This is a genomic window from Sulfurovum sp. XGS-02 (assembly GCF_023213175.1).
Classification (GTDB): domain Bacteria; phylum Campylobacterota; class Campylobacteria; order Campylobacterales; family Sulfurovaceae; genus Sulfurovum.
This window is the reverse complement of the sequence record NZ_CP093312.1, coordinates 312,102-334,482: the sequence shown is the minus strand read 5'-3', so window position 1 is coordinate 334,482 and position 22,381 is coordinate 312,102. Positions and strand designations below refer to the sequence as shown.

Below are 22,381 nucleotides of genomic sequence, written 5' to 3'. Positions count from 1 at the left end.
ATTGATACTTCAGGTACCTATAAATATAAAATAGAACTCAGTGTCCAGAACAAACGGGACACAAAAAGGAAAAAAATGAAAAACGAAATTGCTAAAAAGATCATCTTGCCAATGATGGTGTTTTTTGCCATCCTTATGGTCTGGTCATTGATTGCAAACAATGTTGAGGACTTCCCTACCCCGAGTGATACCTATGTCTCTGCTTTTGGCGGGGTGAATGCTGACGGGGATGAGATCGTCGGAGTACTTTCCGATCCGCTCTATATTGCAAATGAGGATGACAAAGGAATCCTCTGGCAGATACTAGCTTCATTGCAGAGGGTATTTGCCGGGTTTTCACTTGCTATTATCATCGGTGTGCCTTTGGGATTGTTTATCGGTATGAGCAAAAATGCGCAGTATGCATTTGATCCGTTCATACAGATCTTTAAGCCTGTATCACCGCTGGCATGGCTGCCACTGTTGCTTTTTATCTTCCAGGATATCAATTTGACAGCGATCTCGACGATCTTTGTCACCTCTATCTGGCCGATCATTATCAACACTGCTTTGGGTGTACGTAGTGTAAGCGAGGACTATATGAATGTTGCAAAAGTATTACAGTTCAGTCCGGTGAAAAAGATCACAAAGATCATTTTACCCGTAGCCGTACCGTTCATCTTTACGGGAATGAGACTCTCTCTGGGGATCGCATGGCTTGTGATCGTTGCAGCAGAGATGCTGACGGGTGGTATCGGTATCGGTTTTTGGATCTGGGATGAATATAACAATCTGAATTATCATAATATCATCATCGGTATCATCATCGTAGGTATTGTCGGTTTTATACTGGATCTTGTAATGGGGATCATCGCAGATTTTTTTGACTATAGAAAAAAAGGAAGAACATAATGGGTGAACAAAAGTTTTTACACTTAGAAAATATTGAAAAAAGATTTCCGATTCCGGGGAAAGAGGATTATATCGCTGTGACAGATGTAGACCTGGTCATCAAAAAAAATGAGATCATCTCTATCATTGGACATAGCGGGTGCGGTAAATCTACTTTGCTCAATATGATCTCCGGTTTGGATGGCCAGACAGAAGGACATATATTTTTACAGGGTAAAGAGGTCAAAGGTCCTGGACCTGATCGTGCAGTGGTATTTCAAAACCATTCACTGCTTCCATGGCTCAGTGTCTATAAAAACATCGAAATGGCCGTCAAACAGGTCATGCCTGAGCTCAATAAGCAAGAGCTTCAAGAGAGGGTTGAAAAGTTTATTACCATGGTCAACCTTGATCAGGCTAAAGATAAACTTCCCGATGAGATCAGTGGGGGTATGAAACAGCGTGTAGGTATAGCAAGAGCACTTGCGATCAAACCTAAAGTACTTTTAATGGATGAACCTTTTGGTGCACTGGATTCATTAACCCGTGCCAACTTGCAGGAGCATCTCATGAGGATACAGCAAAATGTACAAAATACGGTCATTATCATTACACATGATGTAGATGAAGCAGTACTGCTCAGTGACAGGGTGATCATGATGACAAACGGTCCTGAAGCCACGATCGGGGAGATACTCGACGTCAATCTTCCCCGTCCCAGAAACAGGGTAGAACTTCAACATGATCCTGAATATATCAGATGTAGAGAAGCCATCCTCAGCTTTCTTTATGAAAAATTTGCCAAGGAGGATGAGTAGTAACATAGAAAATTTATTTGCCTAATGCATCTTATGACCATCAAGCAGTTTTAAACATCATGTTTATTCAATCAAACATACTATAAAGGGGAAAAAATGAAAAAAACCGTACTACTCTCACTCGTAACATCTACACTGATCATGGCAGGCGGGTCCATTGCACCGGTTGAACCGGCTGTTGAAACAGCAGAGTCAGGAACAGATATAGGGATCTTTAACGACGTAAAATTCAACGGTGAACTTCGTCCGCGTTATGAATTTGCTGATGACAGTGTGAATGATGAAGCCAATGCGTTTACAACACGTTTTGCACTCAGTGTAAAGACCGGACTTGTAGGTATTGAGGGGCTGAGTGCTTTTGGACAGATCATGGCAGTGACGAATTTCGGATATGATGAATATGCTCCGGAGCAGCCGGGGTATGCATTGATCGCTGATCCGCAAAACTCACGTGTCACACAAGCCTATCTTGATTACAAAATGGGTGATACCTCACTGCGTGCAGGACGCCAGATGGTGAACCTGGATGACCAGAGATTCATAGGTGCCGTAGGTTGGAGACAAATGCCTCAAACCTTTATGGGATATACATTAAAGAATAGCTCGATAGAGAACCTGGATCTCATGGCAATGTATGTGACAGACCGTTATGGGGTTACGGATGCACTCACTACAGGGACAGAATCTATATTTCTTCATGCCGACTACAAGGCAATGCCGGAGCTGAAACTTTCTGCGTATGGATACCTCTTAGGTCACCAAGCATTTGGAAGTGATACCTATGGGTTAATGGCTTCAGGGAAAGTAGGTATGTTCAACTATATTGCAGAAGCTGCTACACAGCAAGATGCAAGCATGGAATATGAAAGTATGGGGAAACCGGATGTAGATGCGATGTATTTCAGAGGGGATATCAGTACGAAGTACAACGGATTTATTCTTGGAGCAGCCTATGAATCACTCGGAGATGCAGACGGAAATACACATGGATTCACAACACCGCTTGCAACACTGCACAAATGGCAAGGGTTTGCTGATGTGTTTCTTGGATACAGTGCTGTAAGTAATATATACGGATTGGATGATATTTACGGAAAGGTAGGATATGTGAGTCCGGAGTTTGGTAAAGTACTTGCGATCTATCATAGCTTCAGTACACAGGAGACAGACGGTATCCTCAGTGATGATGCAGGAAGTGAACTGGATCTGCTCTATACCTATAACTTCTCAAACGGCCTGAACTTTCTGGCAAAAGCGGCTTTCTTCTCCGGAGAAACTGACTCTGTCATCGGTGCGGCACAAAATGATGTGACAAAGTATTGGGTACAGCTTGACTATAAATTTTAAGCCCTTTTACACTGAGTCCGTTCTATAAGACGGACTCGGTGACAAAAACACTCTCCCTTACACTTTTTTTAGTACAAGAAACACTTTATCCGCTTCATCAAGATCATACAGAGTCACATCATCACTTTGGACCAGTTCTAAACCACTTAGACGCACTATCTCATCTACCGTGTGATGGTATTGCCTGATACTCTCTTGAGATTTTTTAAAACAGCTCCCCTCTTTTTCAAAAAGTGTGAACTCGGCACTGTACTCACCCTCTTCAAAGTCACTGTCGACCGTTAAAAATCTCTCTTCATCATCCACGATATAAGAGCCCACTGCGACATTTTCAAAACCGTGCAGCGTATTAATGTCACAAAGAAAATATCCGCCGTCATTCAAATGCGCTTTGACACACCCCAGAAAGCGTTCCAACGCTGCTTTATCCAGATAGTTCACCATATCAAAGACTGCTGTCAGTACATCATACCGGCCATCTAGATCACAGAGGTCCACACACTGGGCATCATAGCCCTGTTCAAGTGTCTTTGAGACCATAAGGGGACTGAGGTCTATCCCCTTGACCTCTGGTATCTCCAATGCACCCTGTATTTGGCGCAAAAAGTCTCCAGAGCCGCATCCCACATCCAAAAGTGTATCAAAATCTATCGTGTTTAAAAAAAGAAGGTAATGGGCATAAAGACTGGGAGCAGCCTCTTTTACACCAAGAAGATCCTCTACTTTTGCATAGAGGTCAAGAGAGTCTGAAGTAGAATTAGCCACGGCTCTCTACAACAGCTTTAATCTTTTCATATAAAGAGAGAATCTCCTCTTTCTTTCCATAAAAACTATTTTTATTTGAGATCAGATGTGCAGAAGAATCCATAATATCTTCAGCCACTTTCAATCCGTTCTCCCTCATCGTTGAACCTGTTTCGACAATATCCACAATAGCATCAGCCAGGCCGACAAGCGGTGCCAGCTCTATAGAACCGTAAAGTTTCACCACTTCTACCCCTACGGCTTTTTTGGCAAAGTAGTTTTTAGTGATGTTGACCATCTTTGTAGCGACTTTGATGTTAGGACGTGACCAGTCCAGTTCATCTTCGTTTTTGATACCGATCGCCACTTTACATTTCCCTAACTGCATATCCAGAAGCTGGATGATATCCAGCTCTTTCTCTGTAATGACATCAAGTCCGACAACACCGATATCCGCGGCACCGTGTTCAACGTATGTCGGTACATCCTGATTACGTACATTTAAAAAACGGAACTCTCCCCTATCCAAGATGAGTTCTCTCCCTTCAAACTTGAATTCTCCACCGAAAATTTCAGCAAAAATCTCAAGTGTCTGTTCTGCGATTCTTCCCTTTGGAAGTGCTACTGTTAACATATCTCTGATTCCTTCATCACTTTGCGCATCCCGTTAAAGACCAACATTTCATCGTAAGTAGCTTCTTCAAAAAAACTTGATAAAAATTTTCCGTCCCCGCCGGTAAAATAAAGCTTTTTACCATCACTGTGCTTATCTATGAGTGCTTTTATAGACGCGATTATACCATAGCTTATCCCATCTTTAGTTGTAGCCGGCAATTGGTCTAAAGATATCGTTTCATTCAATGTCGTCTCTAAGACCGGAGAGATAGAAGCATATGCCTTTAACATCGCTTTTAACCCCGGGAATATAAAGCCACCCAAATACTTTCCCGCTTCCATGATATCGACGGTTATCGCAGAACCTGCATCCACAAAAATACCATTTTCATGACTCAAACAGAGTGCTCTTCTGTCTACTCCCATCGTTTCATAGGCACCATCCAAGTAGATCTTCGATGAGATATTTTTCCATGAGGCTATGTTCTCTATGGTACTGTTCAAGTGCTGTTTGACAGTAATATAGCAGAGTCTCTCTTTGCTATATTTGGCAATCGCCTCCTCATAGGGAAGATGCTCTATTCCAGACCCATTATAGATATGGAAATGGGTATTCCCTATATCTGCAAGTAATACCTTATCCTTCATGCCACACCTTCCAGCCATTCTCTTCGAGCATCGCTTTGGCATGTGAGCATAGGGGTGCTTTGATCACTATATATTTTTTAGTGATCTTACTATCGACATATTTTTCCGCTTTTGCATGCAGTTCGATGAGATCAGCTGCTTCTTTCCGAAGTACCCTGCTCTTCTTTTCAAGTTCCATCACCAATGCATAATATCCTTTTAGGTCAACACCCACATAGAGTGCAACCTTTTTACGGGAACCCAACTCTTTTGGCAGGATCTCTTTAAGTGATTTAAAAATAATGTTTTTATGGTTCAGATATTCAACCAATGCTTTCATGATACTCCTTTTAAAGGATGATAACTATTCATTGTCTCGGAGAGGTTCTGTTTTTGTATATGTGTATAGATCTGTGTGGTCTCAAGAGAACTGTGTCCCAACAGCTCCTGCACCACACGCAGATCTGCACCGCCGATGATAAGTGATGAAGCAAAAGAGTGTCGCAATACGTGAGGGGATACGCCCAGATACTTCTTCACGATCTTATACGCAGAGATACGGCTGAGGACAGCACCTGTGTAATTCAGCCAAATATAACTGCTTCCCATATCCTGTTCCTGCATATACCTCTCCAATGCCTCAACCGCTATGGGTGCCAGAGGTACGATGCGTTCTTTTTCCCCTTTGGCAAAACGTATCTTCAACCATCCGTCCACGATATCACTTCGCTGTACACTCAATGCTTCAGAGATGCGACAACCGCTGGCATATAAGAAGAGTATCAGTGCATAATCACGCAATCCCATGATCTTGCTTCTGTCAATGTTTTTTAAGCCTTGCAGTATCTCTTCACTGCTCATATATTTGGGCAGGTTCTTGGGTACTTTTGCCATAGGGATCTTGATCTTTTCGTGTCTGAAATCCTGTTTGTGACAAAAATCGAAAAAAGCATTGATAGAGGAGAGTTTCCTGTTGAGCGTTCTTTTGTTCTCAAAGGCAGATAAAAATTTCAATATATCTGTAGTATCGAGTTTCGTCAGTGTTTTTTGAGTGACCTCTTCAAGTTGGGTCAAGTCACCCAGATAAGAAGAGATGGTAAGGGTATCGAGTGCCTTTGTAACACTGAGATACTCTTCAAAGGCTGTCAGTATATCACTCATAACCTAGTTTGGATAGTTCAATGATATCACCATCTTTATAGAGCTTTGTCCCACTGATGTATGCCGGTTCATCCACTTCACCAACATCATAGATCTTATGCTTTATCAAAGCACTGTCCATCACGATCAGTGATCCTCCCTGATCTAAACCATACACCTTGCCATCGAAAGCAGTCGCTACAGAGTAGTGTGCGAATTTATACTTTGCCTCTCCCATTTTTTCAAGGTCGCTATTTAAAGCAAGTATCTCTCCTTCTTTGGTGAAGAGATAAATGATACCGTTCGCATATGCTACTTCAGAGATATTCGCACTATACTCCATTTGCCCGCCACTGCCTAAGGTCAGAAGTTTTTTTGGCGTTGCAGCGATCATCGTATTTCCTTCACGGGAGAGATAGATAATGTTGTTAAATGCTTTTTCCGTACTGAGATAGACCACTTTGGCATTCTCACTGTCTTGGATATTGACAATAATGAGTTTCCCGTCAAGCATAGGCATCACGACCAAACTATCGATAAAGATCGGACTTGCTGCTCTTGTATCAATGGCAAAGGTTGCCTCGGATCGGCTTTCCACCAATTTTCTGTTATCTGAAATGTTATAAATACCGAAGGTATTGCTGTTAAGAATATAGGCGATCACATCGTTTTCGATCGTTGCAGAGACCACGGGTACTTTTAATGAAACGGCACGTACCGTTTCTTTCGTTTTTTTATCAATAATCTTTAAAATACCCTCAGGATTAGTAGCCAGAATATAGCTATCGTTTTCATTTAAAAATCTATAACCTTCACCAAGATTAAGAGTGCTTAACCCTGCTTTACTGATATATTGGCCACTTTTAAGTGTCCCTCCCTCGCGGCTAAGGTCATTTATACTTCCACCATATGAAGTGGAAGCATTCGATGCTGAAAACGTCTGTTCGGGTTCAAAATATTTTTTACTGCTGCATCCTGAAAAGAGCAATGCTGCTACCGTAAATGTAAGTAGTGACAACCCCTTCATTAATTTGCCTTAATAGTAGAGTGTTGAAGGAACTCTCTGATCACGGCAAGAGAGGAACGGTCATCTATAAGCTCCAATTTATTCTGAGCCTTTTTCACATCACCTGCAAGGATAGCCAGATAGGCTTCTTCAAACAGTGACATCTCTTTATAGAGCTTTGAATCCACAGGTTGTTTATTGAGTACACCTACCGTATAGCCGCTTGCATCAGCGATCACACTGTTCGTACTTGCACTCAAAGACTCTAACGTTTTGATATCTTCTTTTTTCACTGCTTGTGCATAAGTGTAAAGCTCTAAAAGTGCCGGGTTGTTCTCTTGAAGTACCTTCAATGCATCGGCATCATCACTGTTATTCTGCAGTGTCAAGAAAGCTTCATTCGCTTTTTCAAGCTTCGCTTCATGCAGCGCACTCATCACAGTTTGTCCGCCAAAGAACAGAATTAATACGACAATCGCACCCCACAAATGAAACTTGTATTTTTTATACAGTGATTCCAGCTTAAAAGCACTCTCAAGTACCTTTTCATCACCACTTAACTCTCTCTTTACATAATTCACATCATCTTTAATGCTCACGTAGCTCTCCTGCAACATTTTTATGCATATATTATACCCTCTGGAGTTAAAAGAGGGGTTATAGTTCTACAGTTCGACGACTGTAATGCCTAAGTTTCCGGGCAGTCTATAGAATTTCTGTATCTTAGGATGCTTTTTAAGATACTCTGTCACCAGTTTGGCTAACACTCCCCCGCCTGTACCATGGATGATCTGTACTTCATGCAGACCGTTCACCAGGGCATCCGAGAGAAATTTATCGACTGTATCTATCGCTTCATCTGCATACATACCTAGTAGTTTTACAGAAACAGCCGCCCCTGACTTTTCAATATTGACATTGACCTCTTTTGCTTTGGGTTTGACCTTTATCTGAGGAGTATCCCCTCTTTTTTTGAGTTGTCCCAAAGGCACCCTCATCTTCAATCCGTCAACAATGATCGTCGCATCTTTACCGCGGATCCCGACTATCTCGCCTTTATGGGAGCGGTACTTCACCTTATCACCCTCTTTGAGTGGCACTTCATCTTTGAGTTTCACCTCTTTTTGCTTGAAATCTTTACGTTGATGTGCCACGTTCAGCAGTCGTCGTCCCTCTGCTGACTCTTGTGCCCTCAGGGCTTCTCTTGCTTTTTTTGTCGCTGCATTATAACGGTTCTCTAGGGTTGCAAGGGCCTTTCTATGACTCTCCTGAAGCTTCACTTCTTCATCCTGAAGTCTCTGTTTTTGTCTCTCTACGGATTTTAACTCATCATCTATTGTGGCGATCTTCATACGCATTTCACGCTCAAGTGAGGTAGATTTCTCTATGAGTTCATTGAGGTTTTCTTTGTCCTCTCCGTAGACCTTTTTTGCTCTGTTCACGATGGCTACAGGTACCCCGTAACGCTGTGCTGTCTCAAACGCATAGCTCTTTCCTATACTTCCCTGAAGGAATGTATAGGTAGGCACTCTTTTCTCTTCATCGTAGAGTGCTGCGATGAGTTCCACCTCATCATCACCTGCCATCAGTGAAGCCAAACGTTTATGGTGTGTCGTCACAATAAACGTGATACCTTTTTTTCGCAATTCATCCAACATCACACGAAAGAGACTGGCTGCCTCATCACTGTCTGTACCCAATTCTATCTCATCGACGCCTACGATGGCATCTTCTTTCTGAAAGAGTTTTGCAAACTCCTGCATACGCCCTGCAAACGTAGAGATATCATTTTTTACCGACTGAGGATCATCTATGACCGCTTCTATGCTCTTGTAGTGCCCGACCTCTGTCTGTGCTGCATTACATTGGAAAGGAAGCAGATACTTGCTCATGTAGACTGCTGAAAGCATGGACTTGAGCAGCATCGTTTTACCCCCGGCATTGACCCCTGTGACAAGCATGATCTGTTTAGAAAAATCCATCGTAATGGGGACTGGGTTCTCTATGGCAGGATGTGCAAAATCCTGTAATTTAATGCGTTTGTGCTTGCTTGGCAAAACAAACTCATACTCTTTGGCTCTTGCAAAGCTGACACGTGCCTGATAGTGGTCGAACCTGTCATACTCTTTGTTCACGTATCCCAAAAAACGTTCCCATTTGAAAAAGAGCGCCGAGATGTTTTTACAGTAGGTGTAGATCATCTCCTCTTTTTTACTGAGCAGCGCAGACTCTTTCTCTTTTAAATGGGTGATACTTTGAGGAATGATGTAAAAAAAGCCACCGGGGCTACGTGCAGCTACGGTAGCCTTGATCGCATTGTTAAATCCTCCGCGTACCAGTAGGGTCTCTTCCCCACCGTTGAAGTGTACCTGTGTGTCCACAAGATAATCTCTGAGTCTGCTGGAGTGTGCCAGTTTATAAAGTGTCTCTTTGATCTCTATCTTGTTTTGCTTGATGGCACGTTCCAGTTTAAAAAGTTCCGGATCCCGTTCAGCATTGATATCTCCTTCAGCAGTAAAATACCCTACGACCTCGATGATCTCATCCGGTATCTCTATCCCTTGTATCCAGGAGATGAGAGGTTCTGTGAAACCTACTGTCTTTAAGGTATTGAAGTATGAGATTATGGTAACAAAAGCATAGATCTCATCCAGTGAGAGCACCCCTTGCTTTTTAATAAGATTGAGTTCTCTATCAAGATTCGGTACGGGGTTTGGTGTAGGAAACTGTACTTGGGAAAGTGCCTGTATATAACGATAATGCTGGTTGATATCTCCCATCATTGCTACAGGTTTTTCTCTGGCTAAAAACTTTTGGAACTGCTGGATATACCCATCCAGGTCCAGTTTTTGTGTGATCGTTTTTTCGCTTGATTCTTCTATTGGCACGTCTAAAGTTCCTCAATTGGCTAAATATCCGAATTATAGCGAATTTTATGTAGGTTCAAAAAAGTGCTTCTGGAGTTTCAGGGGTGCTAACTGTAAAAATTAAAAATTGTATCCCACTTTGATGATCGTTTTGGTATCTGTCGTTTCAAATCCTATCGGAGGAAGATTGTCATAGCGTACTTCTTCTTCCAAATTGACATTGATATCTTCAGCCACTGCAAAAGTTAAGCCTGCTACAGCCAGGACTTCATAATCATCTGAAAAGTTTTCGAAGTTTTCAAGGGCAGCCACTTTAACATACAGCGCACTGACTTTATTGAGCTGGTTGGTATACTCTAGATACTGGTTAAAAGAGAAGAAGGACTCTTCTGGCTGATCATTGGTATATTGTTCTATATTGTAGGCAATACCTGCTCTGAGTTTGAAAATATGCTGACCGTCATCAAAGAGTTTTTTCCCCACACCCGCTGCGATAGAGGATTTATTGTCATAGTTTCTGAATGTATTGCGTAACCAGTGCACAGAGGTATAGACCAGCCATTTTTCGATCACGAACTGCTCTAAAGCAAGGTTCGCAGTGTACTCTTCATTGTCTTTGACATTATTGTTCTCTGTCACAAATGCACTTGTATCGAACATGATCTGCAGTGGATTGTCGTTATATCCTGATGTTGTAACGGAAAGGGCATATTTACCATTCAGGCTGAATGTCTCTGTATTTCCTGTCACATTGGAAAAACCGATATTGATACTTTGCTTTAACTCTTTGCTCGCCTTGAGCTTTTTATAGGTTGAGAATTCTGATGCTACATTGGAGACCTTGACTTCCTCAGCCATGACAGCGACTGGCAGTAACAAAGCCAATACTGTTAATATGCTTCTGCTCTTCATATGTTGTTTCCTTACGCTATGATATTTTAAAGTCGGGACTATAGCATAAAAAAATCAAAGTATGGTGGTTTTTCACTTTGAAGCACCGAGGTGAAGTTTACGCTTCACCCCGTATCTGATAGGTAATATCTCCTGCACCGAAGGCTGTGACAAGTCCGTCACTGTATTCTTGTATGATATGGCCGTCTTTAAAGACTTTGACAATGCCGTCTTCTTTCGTCACAGAGTCTGCCATCAGAAGTTTATAGCGGCTGAATGCCCCTTTTAGGTCTATATCTACCTCTAATTCCCCGGCAGCCCAGATAGGAAGGATCACCAGTTCATCCACCCCCTCAAAACACTCTACGAATCCTTGCAGGTTATCCATCGTACGGCTATACTTATGGGGTTGCCAAATGACATTGAGTCTAGAGAATTGACGTAGTCCTTTATAGGTTTGCAATGACTCCATGGTAACTTTGATCTCTGTTGGATGATGCCCATAGTCATCGATCACCACACACTCTTCTTGGTTTTGTACAATGTCAAAACGTTTTTTGATCCCTTTGTAGTGTAGAAGGTTTTCCCTTATATCTTCGATCTTTTCGCCCAGCTCCAAGGCGCCCAGTATCGCCAATGATGCATCCAAGGCAATGTGATTTCCAAAACCAAAGACCTCAAATGCACCCAAGTCCAAAAGTTCGAATTTTGTATGCGGTTCACCTTCTACCAAGACAAACTCTATGTTTGTGATATCTTTGGAAGGGTAGAGTTTTATACTCTCCATCTCTAAAGAAGCGAGGAATGTATCTTCTGCATTGATCACACGTATCTGTGCCAGAGACAAAAAGTTTCTGTAGGCAGCATAAAACCGCTCTTCATCATACCCGTAGTACTCCATATGCTCCGGTTCAACATTGGTCACGATCGCAAGATAGGGATTGGAATTTAAAAAACTCTCATCACTCTCATCCGCTTCAAAAACCACTTTGTTGTTAGGATAATTACGTACATTTGAACCAAACTCTTTACTGATCGCACCGATAAGCGCATTGGATTCAGGGATGATCGATGCGAGCATGGCTGAAGTCGTACTCTTACCATGTGCACCACCCACCGCATAGACCTCTTTTTCACCCAGTATACTCTTGAGAGCTTCTTTACGTGAAAGCAGTTCAATACCCAGTTCCTTTGCTCTTTGGTACTCAGGGTTGTTGGGGCGAACAGCCGCAGAGTAGATCACCCTGTCGACACCCTCCACCGCATCAGCATGATGGGGAATGGTGATCTTCGCATCAAAGTTCGTTGCCAGGTCATTAGTGATCTCTGTCTGTTTGATATCCGAACCGGAGATCTTGTGTCCATCATTGAAGAGAAACTTGGCCAATGCAGAGAGTCCGATACCCCCAATACCGATAAAATGGATCTTTTTCATCGCTACTGTTCCTTGCTTTCATCAAGCACTCTGAGTTCTTCTTGTGCCTGCTTGACATGTCTATCAAACTTTTCAAGCAAGGCCTCAGTTGGCTCTGTAAATGTCTGTATGAAAAATGCCAGAGGATCATGGGCATCTACCCCTTCCACATCGACGAGATTTTCTATAAAATCTTCAAAACTCATTCCTTCCATGACTGCAGCTACATGTACCATCATCGCATCTTTCAGCGCTGCATGGTCGATCGTGTAGTGCAAGACAAGAAAGATCTCCTTGGCACCTTTTTTGTCATTTTCGCTGTAACGTTGTATCCCGTGTTCATAGATCGCTCTTGCCGTGGCAAGGTCCTCAGCGTCATTCATATCAAATGACTGGGAAGTCGTAAGTTTTTCAGCCAGTCTGTCAAAGGCAGTATTGACAATAAAGGTAAATATCTCGTTGATCTCATCTTCCGAAGCTTCAATGATGAGCTGTGCATCTAAAAGCTGATACCCTTTTGCAATGCTCTCTTCTTCCTTGCACTCTTTTTCAAGTCTTTGAATATTTGCCAGAAACTCTGGATCTTTTTTTAACTCTTCTACATGTATTTCCGGTGTTTCCATCATGCTTGCTCCAATGCCGATTTTATTCTTTCCAATGCTTCTCTTGTTTGCTCTTCTTCATATACAAGGGCCAGTCTTACATACCCTTGGCCTTCCCCTTCACGCCCTAAAAATGAACCTGGAAGGACTTTAAGATTATACTCTTTATAGAGTTTGGTCGTAAAGGCTATCTCATCTTCCACTTTGAGCCAAATATAAAATGTCGCTTCAGGTGCCTCTGTCCCTAACACCTCTTGGGCCACTTCAAAATTCTTTTTGTATTTGTCTCTGAATGTGTTGACATGCTCCTGATCTGCCCATGCCATTGCAGCTGCATGCTGCAGCGGCAATGGAGAGGCACACCCCACATAGGTTCTATATACCATATAGGCTTTGAGAATCTCCGCATCTCCCGCAATAAATCCCGAACGCAGCCCCGGTGCAGAGGAACGTTTGGAGATCGAGTTGATCACCAAGACATTTTTAAAACTTTCATTCCCCACTTCCATACTCGCATTAAGCAGTGAAGGCAGTGGCTCATCCAGATAAAGGTCTACATAGCACTCATCATTGAGAAGCACAAAATCATGTTTCAATGCCAGCGTTACCCAACGCTGTAACTCTTCCATAGACATCACAGAAGATGTAGGGTTGTTAGGGGAGTTGAGTATCACCAGGTCCGCTTTTGCCAATGCCTCTTCATCCACTACAGGGTGAAACTGATTGGCTTCATTCAGATTCAGGTAAATGACCTCTGCTCTGCATGCTTTGGCCGCACCTTCATAGATCTGGTAAAAAGGGTTGGGGAAGACCATGACTGGTTTTTCCACATCATGCAGCAGGAATTGAGGAAAGTTAAAGAGCACTTCCCTGGTACCAAAAGTGGGAATAATCTGCTCATCGGTCAATGTAAGGCCAAAACGCTTTTTGTTATAGGTCAACATCCCCTCTCTGAGCTCTTGTTCTCCAGCAGATTTGGGATATTTGTTGAGCAGTCCAGCTGCATCCTTGAAGGCATCTAGAATAAATGCCGGTGTCTCAAACTGAGGTTCGCCGATCGTTAGGCTGAGTGCAGGGTAATCGGGGTTGGGGGTTACAGTGTCAAGTAATTGGTTGAGTTTCTCAAAAGGGTAAGTTTCGAAGTTCATTTTTGCCCTAAATTTTTAAGGGATTATAACGTATTTGGGGTAAACTACAACTTTACGATAAATGCCCCGCCATTGATATCTCTGCGTACTTTTTTCAGCGCTTCTCTTGCACTTTTTTCATCACTATAGGCACCTATGAGCACTCTGTAATTATCTGTACGGTGTACCCTGTAACGTAATCCTAAAGCGCTTATCTTTGCTAAATATGCATTGTTGGGCATGGACGAAAATGAACCCACCTGAATATAATAGTGACCAGCATTCTCTTTTGTGCCATCTTTCATTGTGGATAGCGCTTTTGTTTTGACATTCCTGAATAATTTTTCTGATGCCGTTTTTTTAGCTTGAGCCGTTCTGGAAGCGGTGGGTGCGGAAGATACCATGCTAGGTTTCACCCTGCTTTTGGCCAACCACTTCATGATCTCATCTTGCAGTTTGGCTCCGCGGTATTTTGCCTTGGAACTGTTGATGATAATGACAACCGTATAGAATTTCCCTGCTCTGTTTTGCACATACCCGCCTATATTTTTCACACGTCTCAGAGTCCCTGTCTTCATCCATGCATGTTTTTTTACGACGGTATGTCTAAAACGGCTTTTGATGGTACCGTCTACACCTGCGATCGAGAGTGTCTCCATCCATCTGGAACCATAACGTTCATAGGCATCATCATACATTTGTGCCAATTGTTTTGCGTTCATTTTTGCTGTACGTGAAAGCCCGCTTCCATTGTCTATACTTAACCTGCCCTTGCCTAATGCACCTTTTTCATCCAAAATATATTTGACCGCATCTCTTCCTTTCTGCACTGTGGCAGGAGCACCATAAAGTTTTTCGCCCAAAAGAAGCAGAAGATGTCTTGCATAGAGGTTATTGCTCTCTTTGGATGTTTCAGAGATGATCTCTTCCAAAGGCTCTGAGTAATGTGTAAAAAGTTCTTTTGCTTCTCTAGGTATCTTACGTAGTTTCAAGCCCCCTCTCACAGCTATCCCCTCTTGCATCAATCTATCTTTCAATGCATAGTAGAATGACCTATAGGGTTTGGTAATGACCTTACAAATATTCCGCTTGCCGCATCGTTTGGATATCTTTCCTTGAAGAAACACCGTAGGAACCACTTCCCTTTTGTCGATTTTCACCTTTGGCCAAGAGTATTTTCCTCTACAGGGTTTATTGACATGTTCCAATTGATCCACCACCTTGTAACCCTCATCCACATCTTTTTTATGGACTCTCTTTTCTTTAGGGATCACGCAGACGGTCACCAGACGTTCATTGAACATCATGGCATCCGGCATGGCATTATAGGCACTGTAGAGATTTTCATCAAAACCTGAACTGTCTTGACTCCCTACTTTGAAATAGCTTCTGTCTATGACGATATCACCCCTGATCTGACGTATGCCTTTTGCACGTGTCTCAGAGAGGATCTGTTCAAGGTCCTCGGCATTCAACGTAGGGTCACCAAATCCCTGAATGAGCAGATCCCCTTGAAGCACACCATTTTGCACGCTTCCTGTGGTATAGAATTTTGTAGGCCAACGGTAATCAAACCCTAGCTTCAGTACCGAGGCATAGGTGGTCAGAACTTTGATCACGGATGCGGGGGTCCTGCTTTTGGAAGCGTTGAGCGAAGCCACAACCTTTCCATATTTACCGGCTTCTTTAATATAGATACTGATATCTTTTTTGGGGATACCTGATCTGCGTATCTCCTCATTGATGACCTGGGGTAATGCATAGAGCCATAGGGAGAGTATCACATAAACAAATAGGCTTCTCAACACGTTGCCTTATATGCATTAAGCAGTCGCTGCATCGCTTCACTGAGCACCTCTTGGGATGTACCCACATTCAACCTCATAAATCCTTCTCCGGCCTGACCAAAACTTTTACCGTCATTCAGCCCGAGTTTTGCTTGATGTAAAAAGAAATCGACCAGTTGGGTATGAGAGAGCCCCAGTCCTCTACAGTCAAGCCACATTAAAAAGGTCGATTCCGTAGGGACTGCCTTGACAGGCAGTTGATGCTCTTCTAGAAATCTGTCCACATAGCTGATGTTTGCAAGCAAGTGCGCTTTGAGCTGCTCTAACCATGGGGCACCCTCTTTGTAGGCGCTCATCAAAGCTTCTATACCAAAAGGGTTCCCGTTGGTAATACCTGATCTGTCCTGTTCAACCCTATAGGCTTGACGCAGTCTGGTATCAGGTATGATCGCATAGGAGGTATTCAGCCCTGCCACGTTAAATGTTTTGGAAGGGGCATTGAGGACAACACAGTGATGCATGATCTTCTCAAAGCTGCCAATGCTGTAGTGTCTTTTTTCATAGACAATATCTGCATGGATCTCATCAGAAATGATGAGTATATCATTGGCTATGCAGATCTCAATGATCTTTTCCAATTCTTCTTCAGACCATACACGTCCGGTCGGGTTATGCGGTGAGCAGAGCAAAAAGAGTTTGGCTTCTTTGGCCTTGCTTTCAAAGTCATCAAAATCGATGTGATACCTGCCGTTCTCATACACCAGCCTATTGTCCAGCACCCTTCTCTTTTGATGCTTCACAGAACTTACAAAAGGCGGGTATATGGGTGTTTGTATGAGTATGCCATCCCCCTCTTGCGTATAGGCAGAGATGATAAAGTTCAAAGAAGGTACGACACCGTAACAGGGAATGATCCACTCTTTTTCTATCTTCCATCCAAAACGATCCTGCATCCAGTTCCGAATCGATTCATAATAGGCATCCGGATAGACAGTATAACCATACAGAGGGTGGGAAGCTCTTTGCTTCATTGCTTTTTGTACACATGCCGGTGAAGCCAGGTCCATATCTGCAACCCAAAGAGGGAGCAGGTCATCTGTACCGAATTTTTTCTTTGCTTCATCCCACTTCATGCTGTGTGAGCCTTGACGGCTGATCGCTTCAAACATTTGTACTTCTCCTTTCCCATATGCTCATCTGTGCTATCGTATACTGGTGCTTCCGTGCTGTCTCTTGTATGACAAACGGCACATCTTTCGTCTCTAAAAGCGTAAATGCATCGCCTAGTCTCTCCTTAAGCCCATCGAGTGTGCTAATATTTTCACCATCTCTTTTGTACCCGCCTATCCATTTCTCTTTGGGAGTAGACGCTTCTTGCCAGGTGTACGGAGATGTCAAAATGAGTAGTCCTCCCGCATTGATACGTGATGCCATAGCATCTAAAAACTTTTTAGGGTCATAGAGCCTGTCTAACAGGTTCCCTCCAAAGATCAGGTCAAAATCTTTGTAAAGAGGTTTTAAATTACAGGCATCTGCCTGCCAAAATGAGATTTTCAACCGTTCTTCTTCCAGATCAAGGTCTGAAAGTTTTACCTCATGAAATTTTTCCAGTTCACCCTCGGTCGGCATAGTATAACGTAATATACCATCATCTTTGAGCTTCTGTGCTTCCTGTATGAAACGTGCAGAAAAATCCACACCAATCACTTCATCAAAACCACGTGCCAGTTCAAAGGTACTTCGTCCTGTGGCACACCCGATATCCAATGCCCTTCGCTTAGGCTTCTCTTTCATATATGACAATGCGATCCGCGCACATGCTGCGGGATAATTCTCCACACCCAATGCATTTTCGCCCCAACCAAAATGACAATACTGTGAAATAAGGCTGTCGCTATTATAGATATTGGTGATCACCCTCTCTTCATATTCACTCTGTATGTACCTAAATCCTGCATGTTGATAGAAATGTCTTCTAAACCCATAACGGCTCTTCTGTGTAGCAAGGTTTCCGCAACTTATCCATGATCCGCCTTTGATGATAGTATGTTTACTGTCAAAGGTCGGTACGCTAAAATCATCATAGAGAGGATGGACCTTGAAACCTTCAAAAGGATAGATCGGTGTTCGTGACCACTGCCACACATTTCCTATCACATCATAAAAATCCCCATGTTGGTATGTATCCACAGGAACGCACGAGGCAAAACCTTCAAGATTGATGTTGGCGATCGTTTCGCCTTGTGCCGTCCATTCCAGGTAAGAAAGTACGTTGCTTTCATCACGTAATCGGACATATTCATCTTCGGTCGGCAGGGTGATGGTGACACCCTCTTTGTGACTCTTCCACTTACAAAATGCAGAGGCTTCCAAGTGATTGACCTCTACAGGCCAGTTCAAAGGAAGGTCTATCTCTCTGCTCAAAGTACGAAGTCTGTATCCCCCTTCACCCTTGCGCCAAAACATAGGATGTGATGCCTGGGTATAGGCTTTCCATGCTTTACCCTCTTCACACCAAAACAGATCATTGCTGTATCCGGCATCTTCTACAAAATCCAAATATTCAGCATTGGAGGTGAGATATTTGGCCGCTTTAAATGCCGGTATATAAGCCTGATGATCGCCATATTCATTATCCCATCCAAAAAGTTTGGCATCTTTGTTCTTTCCCAGTATCACCGTGCCTTGAGGTACATCAAGAAGTACATTACGGGGTGCAGGACCGACCATTTCACACGCTTTCCACGCACTGTTTTCCTCTATGGACTCCAATGGAAGTTGACGTATCAGTACCGAAGAGGTTTCAAGATGGATGTTTTCATGCTCAATGCCCATCAAGATCACCCACCAGGGTGAATCTTCCGTAATAGGAAGTTCTAAAGGTAGTCTGTCAATAAGCGAAGAGACTTTCATATAGACTTTGTCACGATAGGCTTGGGTCTCTTCTAAAGTAGGCCAGTCATAATGTGCTTCATTCAGATCATCCCAGCTCATTTCATCGACACCCACGGCAAAAAGTGACTCAAGCTCGGCATCGACACGCTCATCGATAATCTTGGCAAGTGTGAGTTTATTAATAAAAAATGTAGCCGTATGGCCATAATAAAAGATGATAGGGTGACGAAGAGGATCCGCTTTTTGATAATAGGCTTTTTTGTCTACAACGAGATGAAAGAGAGATTCATATCGGCTATAACAATGCTGAAAATAACCTTTGATCTCTTTTCGTTTCGCTTCGGGGTCTGTTCCATGAAGTGTAGGCATCTTTAGCACGTCTCATTCCTTGGAATTCATATACATGTAAGATAGCGAACTACGCTTAAAAATCTGCCTTCTCTTTTGAACTCTCGATCATAGAGATAAAAATGGTATAAAGGTTCGCGATCACCGCACCGATCACCAAACCTGTTGCCAACGGGTCGTTCCCGTAAAACTGCAAAGCAAAGAATGCAGGCAGAAGGTGCAGGTCTGCAACCAATGAACCTGCCAAAAGCTCAGCCGAAAGCAGGTTTCTCACCCCTATCTTCAATAGTGTAGAGATCACATTCACAGACCCTGCTATAAACAGTGCTACGATAGAGTGATCATACAAAAACGCTGCCGATGTCGTTAGTGACATCAACGTAAAAAACATATAAAAAACTTTACCCCAATTCATCCAAACTCCTTAAACTTTAACTATAGTGTACCATTTTCTTACAGCGTTCCATTTTCATACATAGCACGCATTTTTTCTTTCTCTTTTTCTCTTTTGAGTTTCTCTGCTTCCTTTTCTCTGAAACCAGCTACTGAGAAACCAAGCCACATCAAGATTGGTGATGCAACAAAGATAGATGAGTAGGTACCCACTATCACACCTACAAGCAGTGTGAAGCTGAACCCGTTAATGATCTCCCCACCGAATAGATAGAGTGTAAGCACAACAAAGAATGTTGTCAGTGATGTCAATGTCGTACGAGAAAGTGTACGTGTGACAGACTCATCAATGATCGCGCCAAGGTCTGGGTCTTTGATCGTTCTGATCCCTTCACGGATACGGTCAAAGACAATGATCGTATCGTTCAGAGAATACCCGAGTATAGTCAAGAGTGCTGCCAGAATGTCAAGGTTTACCTCAACATTGAACAATACGATCATCCCCATAGCGATGGTGACATCATGCATGAGCGCCATCACAGAAGCAACAGCAAAACGCCACTCAAATCTAAAGGAGACATAGATAAGGATACCGATAATAGCAAGTACCATCGCCATAAGTCCCTTCTCACGTAGCTCAGACCCTACTTTGGCACCCACCATATCCACACGTCTCACTTCAAAGTCACCTGTACCTTGAAGCAGTGCTCTCATTTGGTCACCAACATCTACACCCAGGGCTTTTGAACTTGTCTTGGTACGGATCACCACTTCATCCTCGCTCCCAAAGAAAGTCACCGTTGCACCTTCATAGGATGCATCAGAATCTATCGCCTCACGCACTTTTTCTATCGGTGCTGTTCCTTTGTATTGTACCTGTATAAGTGTACCTCCTGCAAAGTCTATACCGTAGTTAAATCCTTTACCGATGATCAAGCCCAACGAAAGTATCAATAGCGTGATCGAAAGTAATCCGAAACGTTTACTTTTGTTCATCAATGAGAGGGGTTTTTTATATTTAAAAATTTCCATTATTTTGCTCCCCCTGTTCTGATACCGAACCATAGTCCCAGTTTGTTCTTATCGATCTTCGGTAAAAGCCACTGGTAAATACCATGTGTTCCCACAATTGCAGTCAACATAGATGCCATAATACCGATACTCATCGTCAGTGCGAACCCTTTGATCGCACCTGTACCGTATGCATACAGTACCGTAGCTGCGATCAGTGTGGTCACATTGGCATCCCAGATCGCAGTAAAGGCATTACTGTACCCGTTCTCTATCGATTTTGCCACAGATTTACCTTCATGGAGCAGCTCTCTGATACGTTCAGAGATAATGACGTTCGCATCGACTGCCATACCGACAGTAAGAACGATACCTGCCATACCCGGCAGTGTAAGTGTTGCACCAAAGAGCGACATGATCGCAAGTATCAAAAAGAGGTTCCCTATCAGTGCAACATTTGCGATGATCCCGGCCATACCATAGTAAACCACCATAAAAATGACAACCAGGATAAACCCTAGGGCCAAAGCAATAGAACTGGCCTTGATGCTGTCTGCACCCAGACTTGGTCCCACCGAACGTTTTTCCATCACATAGACAGGTGCGAGCAGTGCTCCCGACCGGAGTGCAATAGCAAGGTCATGGGCTTCAGAAATTTCAAATCTTCCTGATATCTGTACGCGCCCCCCGCCGATACGCTCATTGATGACCGGTGCAGAGTAGACCTTATTGTCCAAAACAACCGCCATGCGCTTCCCTACGCTAATACCCGTAAAGTCACCAAAGATCTTGGCACCCTGTCCGTTGAGTGTAAAGTTGATAACGGGTTGATTGCTCTCATCAAATCCCACTTTTGCATCTGTAAGCATAGAACCGTCTAATATAGGAATCGCACGAAGCAAATATTTTTCGCCTGAATTGACATCTGGGAGTATCACATCACCGTAACTTTTTGCTTCAGCCAGACTCATCGTGTTGACTCTTATGTTTCTGTCTTCATCAACAGCCATAAGCTGTAAATGTGCAGCACGGGCAATAAGCTCACGGATACGCTGTTCATCTTCCTGTGTTTTGATACCAGGTACTTCTACAAGGATCTTATCTTCCCCCTGTTTTGCAACAGTAGGCTCGGCAAGCCCGAACTCATTAAGCCTGCCTCTGATCGTCTCAACTGCCTGTTTGATCGCACTTTGTTTGGTACGCTCTATTTCTTCCTCTGTCATCGTCACTGAAAATTTCATTCCATCTTCAATGATCACGGTACCCTCTAGCTCTTCTTTGAGAAGTGCTTTGGATCTGGCGACATCATCCTTATCAAGAAGTTCAAAGGTGATCTTTTCACCCTCGATCATACGTAGATCATCAAAAATGATATCTTCATCATCGAAAATATACTTGACCGATGCAGCCATCGACTTGATACGTGACTCAATGGCTATTTCACTTTTAACCCCAAGCAGCATATGCAGACCACCCTGAAGGTCAAGACCCAAAGTGATCTTCTTCCCGCTTTCACTCTGTGTCAACGAAGGAACCGAAAAAATGACACCGAAAATCAGTGCAAAAATAAAAAGGATTACCCTAAAATTAAGCGTCTTCACCAGACTCAACCTTTTTAGCTACAAATGCTCTATCAAGTTTGACGATCGTGTCATCATTTAATTTGATTTTGATAAAATCTTCTTCAGTTTTAACGATCACAGCTATAAGACCGCCTGTGGTGATGATGTTGTCACCTTTCGTAAGACCATCAAGCATTGCTTTATGTGCTTTTTGATGTTTTTGCTGCGGTCTGATAATTAAAAAGTAAAAAATCGCAAATAAAATGATGAGGGGTAAAAATGAACCGATCATGCTGCCTTGTTCTGCTCCCATAGGA

At 43.0% G+C, this 22,381-nt stretch carries 22 protein-coding genes; 3 read left to right on the top strand and 19 right to left on the bottom strand.

Going from position 1 to position 22,381, the window contains the following annotated elements; all coding sequences use genetic code 11:
- The first annotated feature begins 75 nt into the window (after positions 1-75).
- The 3 genes from ntrB to MN086_RS01695 all read left to right on the top strand — a co-directional run bounded on the left by ntrB (position 76) and on the right by MN086_RS01695 (position 3,035).
- Positions 76-891, top strand: coding sequence for a nitrate ABC transporter permease (gene ntrB / locus MN086_RS01705; RefSeq protein ID WP_248576337.1), 816 nt, complete (start codon positions 76-78; stop codon positions 889-891).
- A complete protein-coding gene (locus MN086_RS01700; protein ID WP_248576336.1) occupies positions 891-1,688 on the top strand; it encodes an ABC transporter ATP-binding protein in 798 nt (265 codons plus the stop codon). Before ntrB ends, MN086_RS01700 begins: the two co-directional genes overlap by 1 nt.
- 96 nt (positions 1,689-1,784) lie before the next feature.
- Entirely contained in the window at positions 1,785-3,035 is a 1,251-nt protein-coding gene (locus MN086_RS01695; RefSeq protein WP_248576335.1) for an alginate export family protein, read from the top strand.
- A 57-nt stretch (positions 3,036-3,092) separates the two neighbouring features.
- Here MN086_RS01695 and MN086_RS01690 read toward each other — a convergent pair whose 3' ends face one another.
- From MN086_RS01690 to yajC, 19 genes are all read right to left on the bottom strand, one after another.
- Positions 3,093-3,800 carry a class I SAM-dependent methyltransferase gene (locus tag MN086_RS01690; protein ID WP_248576334.1) on the bottom strand — a complete coding sequence of 236 codons (708 nt, stop codon included), beginning with the start codon at positions 3,798-3,800 and terminating at the stop codon, positions 3,093-3,095.
- Positions 3,793-4,413: an ATP phosphoribosyltransferase gene (gene hisG / locus MN086_RS01685; RefSeq protein ID WP_248576333.1), complete on the bottom strand. Its 621-nt coding sequence runs from the start codon at positions 4,411-4,413 to the stop codon at positions 3,793-3,795. The genes MN086_RS01690 and hisG overlap by 8 nt, the downstream gene beginning before the upstream one ends.
- Positions 4,407-5,042, bottom strand: a complete 636-nt coding sequence (locus MN086_RS01680; protein WP_248576332.1) for a type III pantothenate kinase — start codon at positions 5,040-5,042, stop codon at positions 4,407-4,409. Before MN086_RS01680 ends, hisG begins: the two co-directional genes overlap by 7 nt.
- Entirely contained in the window at positions 5,032-5,361 is a 330-nt protein-coding gene (locus MN086_RS01675; RefSeq protein WP_248576331.1) for a hypothetical protein, read from the bottom strand. Before MN086_RS01675 ends, MN086_RS01680 begins: the two co-directional genes overlap by 11 nt.
- Positions 5,358-6,182, bottom strand: a complete 825-nt coding sequence (locus MN086_RS01670) for a tyrosine-type recombinase/integrase (RefSeq protein WP_248576330.1) — start codon at positions 6,180-6,182, stop codon at positions 5,358-5,360. Before MN086_RS01670 ends, MN086_RS01675 begins: the two co-directional genes overlap by 4 nt.
- On the bottom strand, positions 6,175-7,188 hold the full coding sequence (locus MN086_RS01665; RefSeq protein WP_248576329.1) for a hypothetical protein: 1,014 nt from the start codon (positions 7,186-7,188) through the stop codon (positions 6,175-6,177). Before MN086_RS01665 ends, MN086_RS01670 begins: the two co-directional genes overlap by 8 nt.
- A complete protein-coding gene (locus MN086_RS01660) occupies positions 7,188-7,766 on the bottom strand; it encodes a hypothetical protein (protein WP_248576328.1) in 579 nt (192 codons plus the stop codon). Before MN086_RS01660 ends, MN086_RS01665 begins: the two co-directional genes overlap by 1 nt.
- Before the next feature lie 66 nt (positions 7,767-7,832).
- Complete coding sequence (locus tag MN086_RS01655; protein WP_248576327.1) at positions 7,833-10,055, bottom strand: endonuclease MutS2; 2,223 nt, start codon at positions 10,053-10,055, stop codon at positions 7,833-7,835.
- A gap of 99 nt (positions 10,056-10,154) precedes the next feature.
- Positions 10,155-10,946, bottom strand: coding sequence for a YdiY family protein (locus tag MN086_RS01650; RefSeq protein ID WP_248576326.1), 792 nt, complete (start codon positions 10,944-10,946; stop codon positions 10,155-10,157).
- A gap of 97 nt (positions 10,947-11,043) precedes the next feature.
- Positions 11,044-12,360 (bottom strand): UDP-N-acetylmuramate--L-alanine ligase, encoded by a 1,317-nt coding sequence (gene murC, locus MN086_RS01645; RefSeq protein ID WP_248576325.1) that lies wholly within the window; start codon positions 12,358-12,360, stop codon positions 11,044-11,046.
- Between the two features lie 2 nt (positions 12,361-12,362).
- A complete protein-coding gene (locus MN086_RS01640) occupies positions 12,363-12,965 on the bottom strand; it encodes a hypothetical protein (protein WP_248576324.1) in 603 nt (200 codons plus the stop codon).
- A complete protein-coding gene (locus MN086_RS01635) occupies positions 12,962-14,089 on the bottom strand; it encodes a succinyldiaminopimelate transaminase (protein ID WP_248576323.1) in 1,128 nt (375 codons plus the stop codon). Before MN086_RS01635 ends, MN086_RS01640 begins: the two co-directional genes overlap by 4 nt.
- A gap of 44 nt (positions 14,090-14,133) precedes the next feature.
- Positions 14,134-15,876 (bottom strand): D-alanyl-D-alanine carboxypeptidase/D-alanyl-D-alanine-endopeptidase, encoded by a 1,743-nt coding sequence (dacB, locus tag MN086_RS01630; protein WP_248576322.1) that lies wholly within the window; start codon positions 15,874-15,876, stop codon positions 14,134-14,136.
- Positions 15,870-17,024, bottom strand: a complete 1,155-nt coding sequence (locus MN086_RS01625) for a MalY/PatB family protein (RefSeq protein ID WP_248576321.1) — start codon at positions 17,022-17,024, stop codon at positions 15,870-15,872. Before MN086_RS01625 ends, dacB begins: the two co-directional genes overlap by 7 nt.
- Entirely contained in the window at positions 17,017-19,119 is a 2,103-nt protein-coding gene (gene ovoA / locus MN086_RS01620; RefSeq protein WP_248577071.1) for a 5-histidylcysteine sulfoxide synthase, read from the bottom strand. Before ovoA ends, MN086_RS01625 begins: the two co-directional genes overlap by 8 nt.
- A gap of 55 nt (positions 19,120-19,174) precedes the next feature.
- A complete protein-coding gene (locus tag MN086_RS01615) occupies positions 19,175-19,513 on the bottom strand; it encodes a DUF6394 family protein (protein ID WP_248576320.1) in 339 nt (112 codons plus the stop codon).
- Positions 19,514-19,551: 38 nt separating this feature from the next.
- Positions 19,552-20,523, bottom strand: coding sequence for a protein translocase subunit SecF (gene secF, locus MN086_RS01610; protein ID WP_248576319.1), 972 nt, complete (start codon positions 20,521-20,523; stop codon positions 19,552-19,554).
- Positions 20,523-22,103: a protein translocase subunit SecD gene (secD, locus tag MN086_RS01605; RefSeq protein ID WP_248576318.1), complete on the bottom strand. Its 1,581-nt coding sequence runs from the start codon at positions 22,101-22,103 to the stop codon at positions 20,523-20,525. The genes secF and secD overlap by 1 nt, the downstream gene beginning before the upstream one ends.
- On the bottom strand, positions 22,090-22,377 hold the full coding sequence (yajC, locus tag MN086_RS01600; protein WP_248576317.1) for a preprotein translocase subunit YajC: 288 nt from the start codon (positions 22,375-22,377) through the stop codon (positions 22,090-22,092). The genes secD and yajC overlap by 14 nt, the downstream gene beginning before the upstream one ends.
- Between the last annotated feature and the right edge of the window lie 4 nt (positions 22,378-22,381).

What these genes read in the sequence shown, in the direction of transcription:
- ntrB (WP_248576337.1), top strand. Translation starts at nt 76, where the DNA reads ATGAAAAACGAAATTGCTAAAAAGATCATCTTGCCAATGATGGTGTTT.
- MN086_RS01700 (WP_248576336.1), top strand. Translation starts at nt 891, where the DNA reads ATGGGTGAACAAAAGTTTTTACACTTAGAAAATATTGAAAAAAGATTT.
- MN086_RS01695 (WP_248576335.1), top strand. Translation starts at nt 1,785, where the DNA reads ATGAAAAAAACCGTACTACTCTCACTCGTAACATCTACACTGATCATG.
- hisG (WP_248576333.1), bottom strand. Translation starts at nt 4,413, where the DNA reads ATGTTAACAGTAGCACTTCCAAAGGGAAGAATCGCAGAACAGACACTT.
- MN086_RS01680 (WP_248576332.1), bottom strand. Translation starts at nt 5,042, where the DNA reads ATGAAGGATAAGGTATTACTTGCAGATATAGGGAATACCCATTTCCAT.
- MN086_RS01675 (WP_248576331.1), bottom strand. Translation starts at nt 5,361, where the DNA reads ATGAAAGCATTGGTTGAATATCTGAACCATAAAAACATTATTTTTAAA.
- MN086_RS01670 (WP_248576330.1), bottom strand. Translation starts at nt 6,182, where the DNA reads ATGAGTGATATACTGACAGCCTTTGAAGAGTATCTCAGTGTTACAAAG.
- MN086_RS01665 (WP_248576329.1), bottom strand. Translation starts at nt 7,188, where the DNA reads ATGAAGGGGTTGTCACTACTTACATTTACGGTAGCAGCATTGCTCTTT.
- MN086_RS01650 (WP_248576326.1), bottom strand. Translation starts at nt 10,946, where the DNA reads ATGAAGAGCAGAAGCATATTAACAGTATTGGCTTTGTTACTGCCAGTC.
- murC (WP_248576325.1), bottom strand. Translation starts at nt 12,360, where the DNA reads ATGAAAAAGATCCATTTTATCGGTATTGGGGGTATCGGACTCTCTGCA.
- MN086_RS01640 (WP_248576324.1), bottom strand. Translation starts at nt 12,965, where the DNA reads ATGATGGAAACACCGGAAATACATGTAGAAGAGTTAAAAAAAGATCCA.
- MN086_RS01635 (WP_248576323.1), bottom strand. Translation starts at nt 14,089, where the DNA reads ATGAACTTCGAAACTTACCCTTTTGAGAAACTCAACCAATTACTTGAC.
- MN086_RS01625 (WP_248576321.1), bottom strand. Translation starts at nt 17,024, where the DNA reads ATGTTTGAAGCGATCAGCCGTCAAGGCTCACACAGCATGAAGTGGGAT.
- ovoA (WP_248577071.1), bottom strand. Translation starts at nt 19,119, where the DNA reads ATGCCTACACTTCATGGAACAGACCCCGAAGCGAAACGAAAAGAGATC.
- MN086_RS01615 (WP_248576320.1), bottom strand. Translation starts at nt 19,513, where the DNA reads ATGAATTGGGGTAAAGTTTTTTATATGTTTTTTACGTTGATGTCACTA.
- secF (WP_248576319.1), bottom strand. Translation starts at nt 20,523, where the DNA reads ATGGAAATTTTTAAATATAAAAAACCCCTCTCATTGATGAACAAAAGT.
- yajC (WP_248576317.1), bottom strand. Translation starts at nt 22,377, where the DNA reads ATGGGAGCAGAACAAGGCAGCATGATCGGTTCATTTTTACCCCTCATC.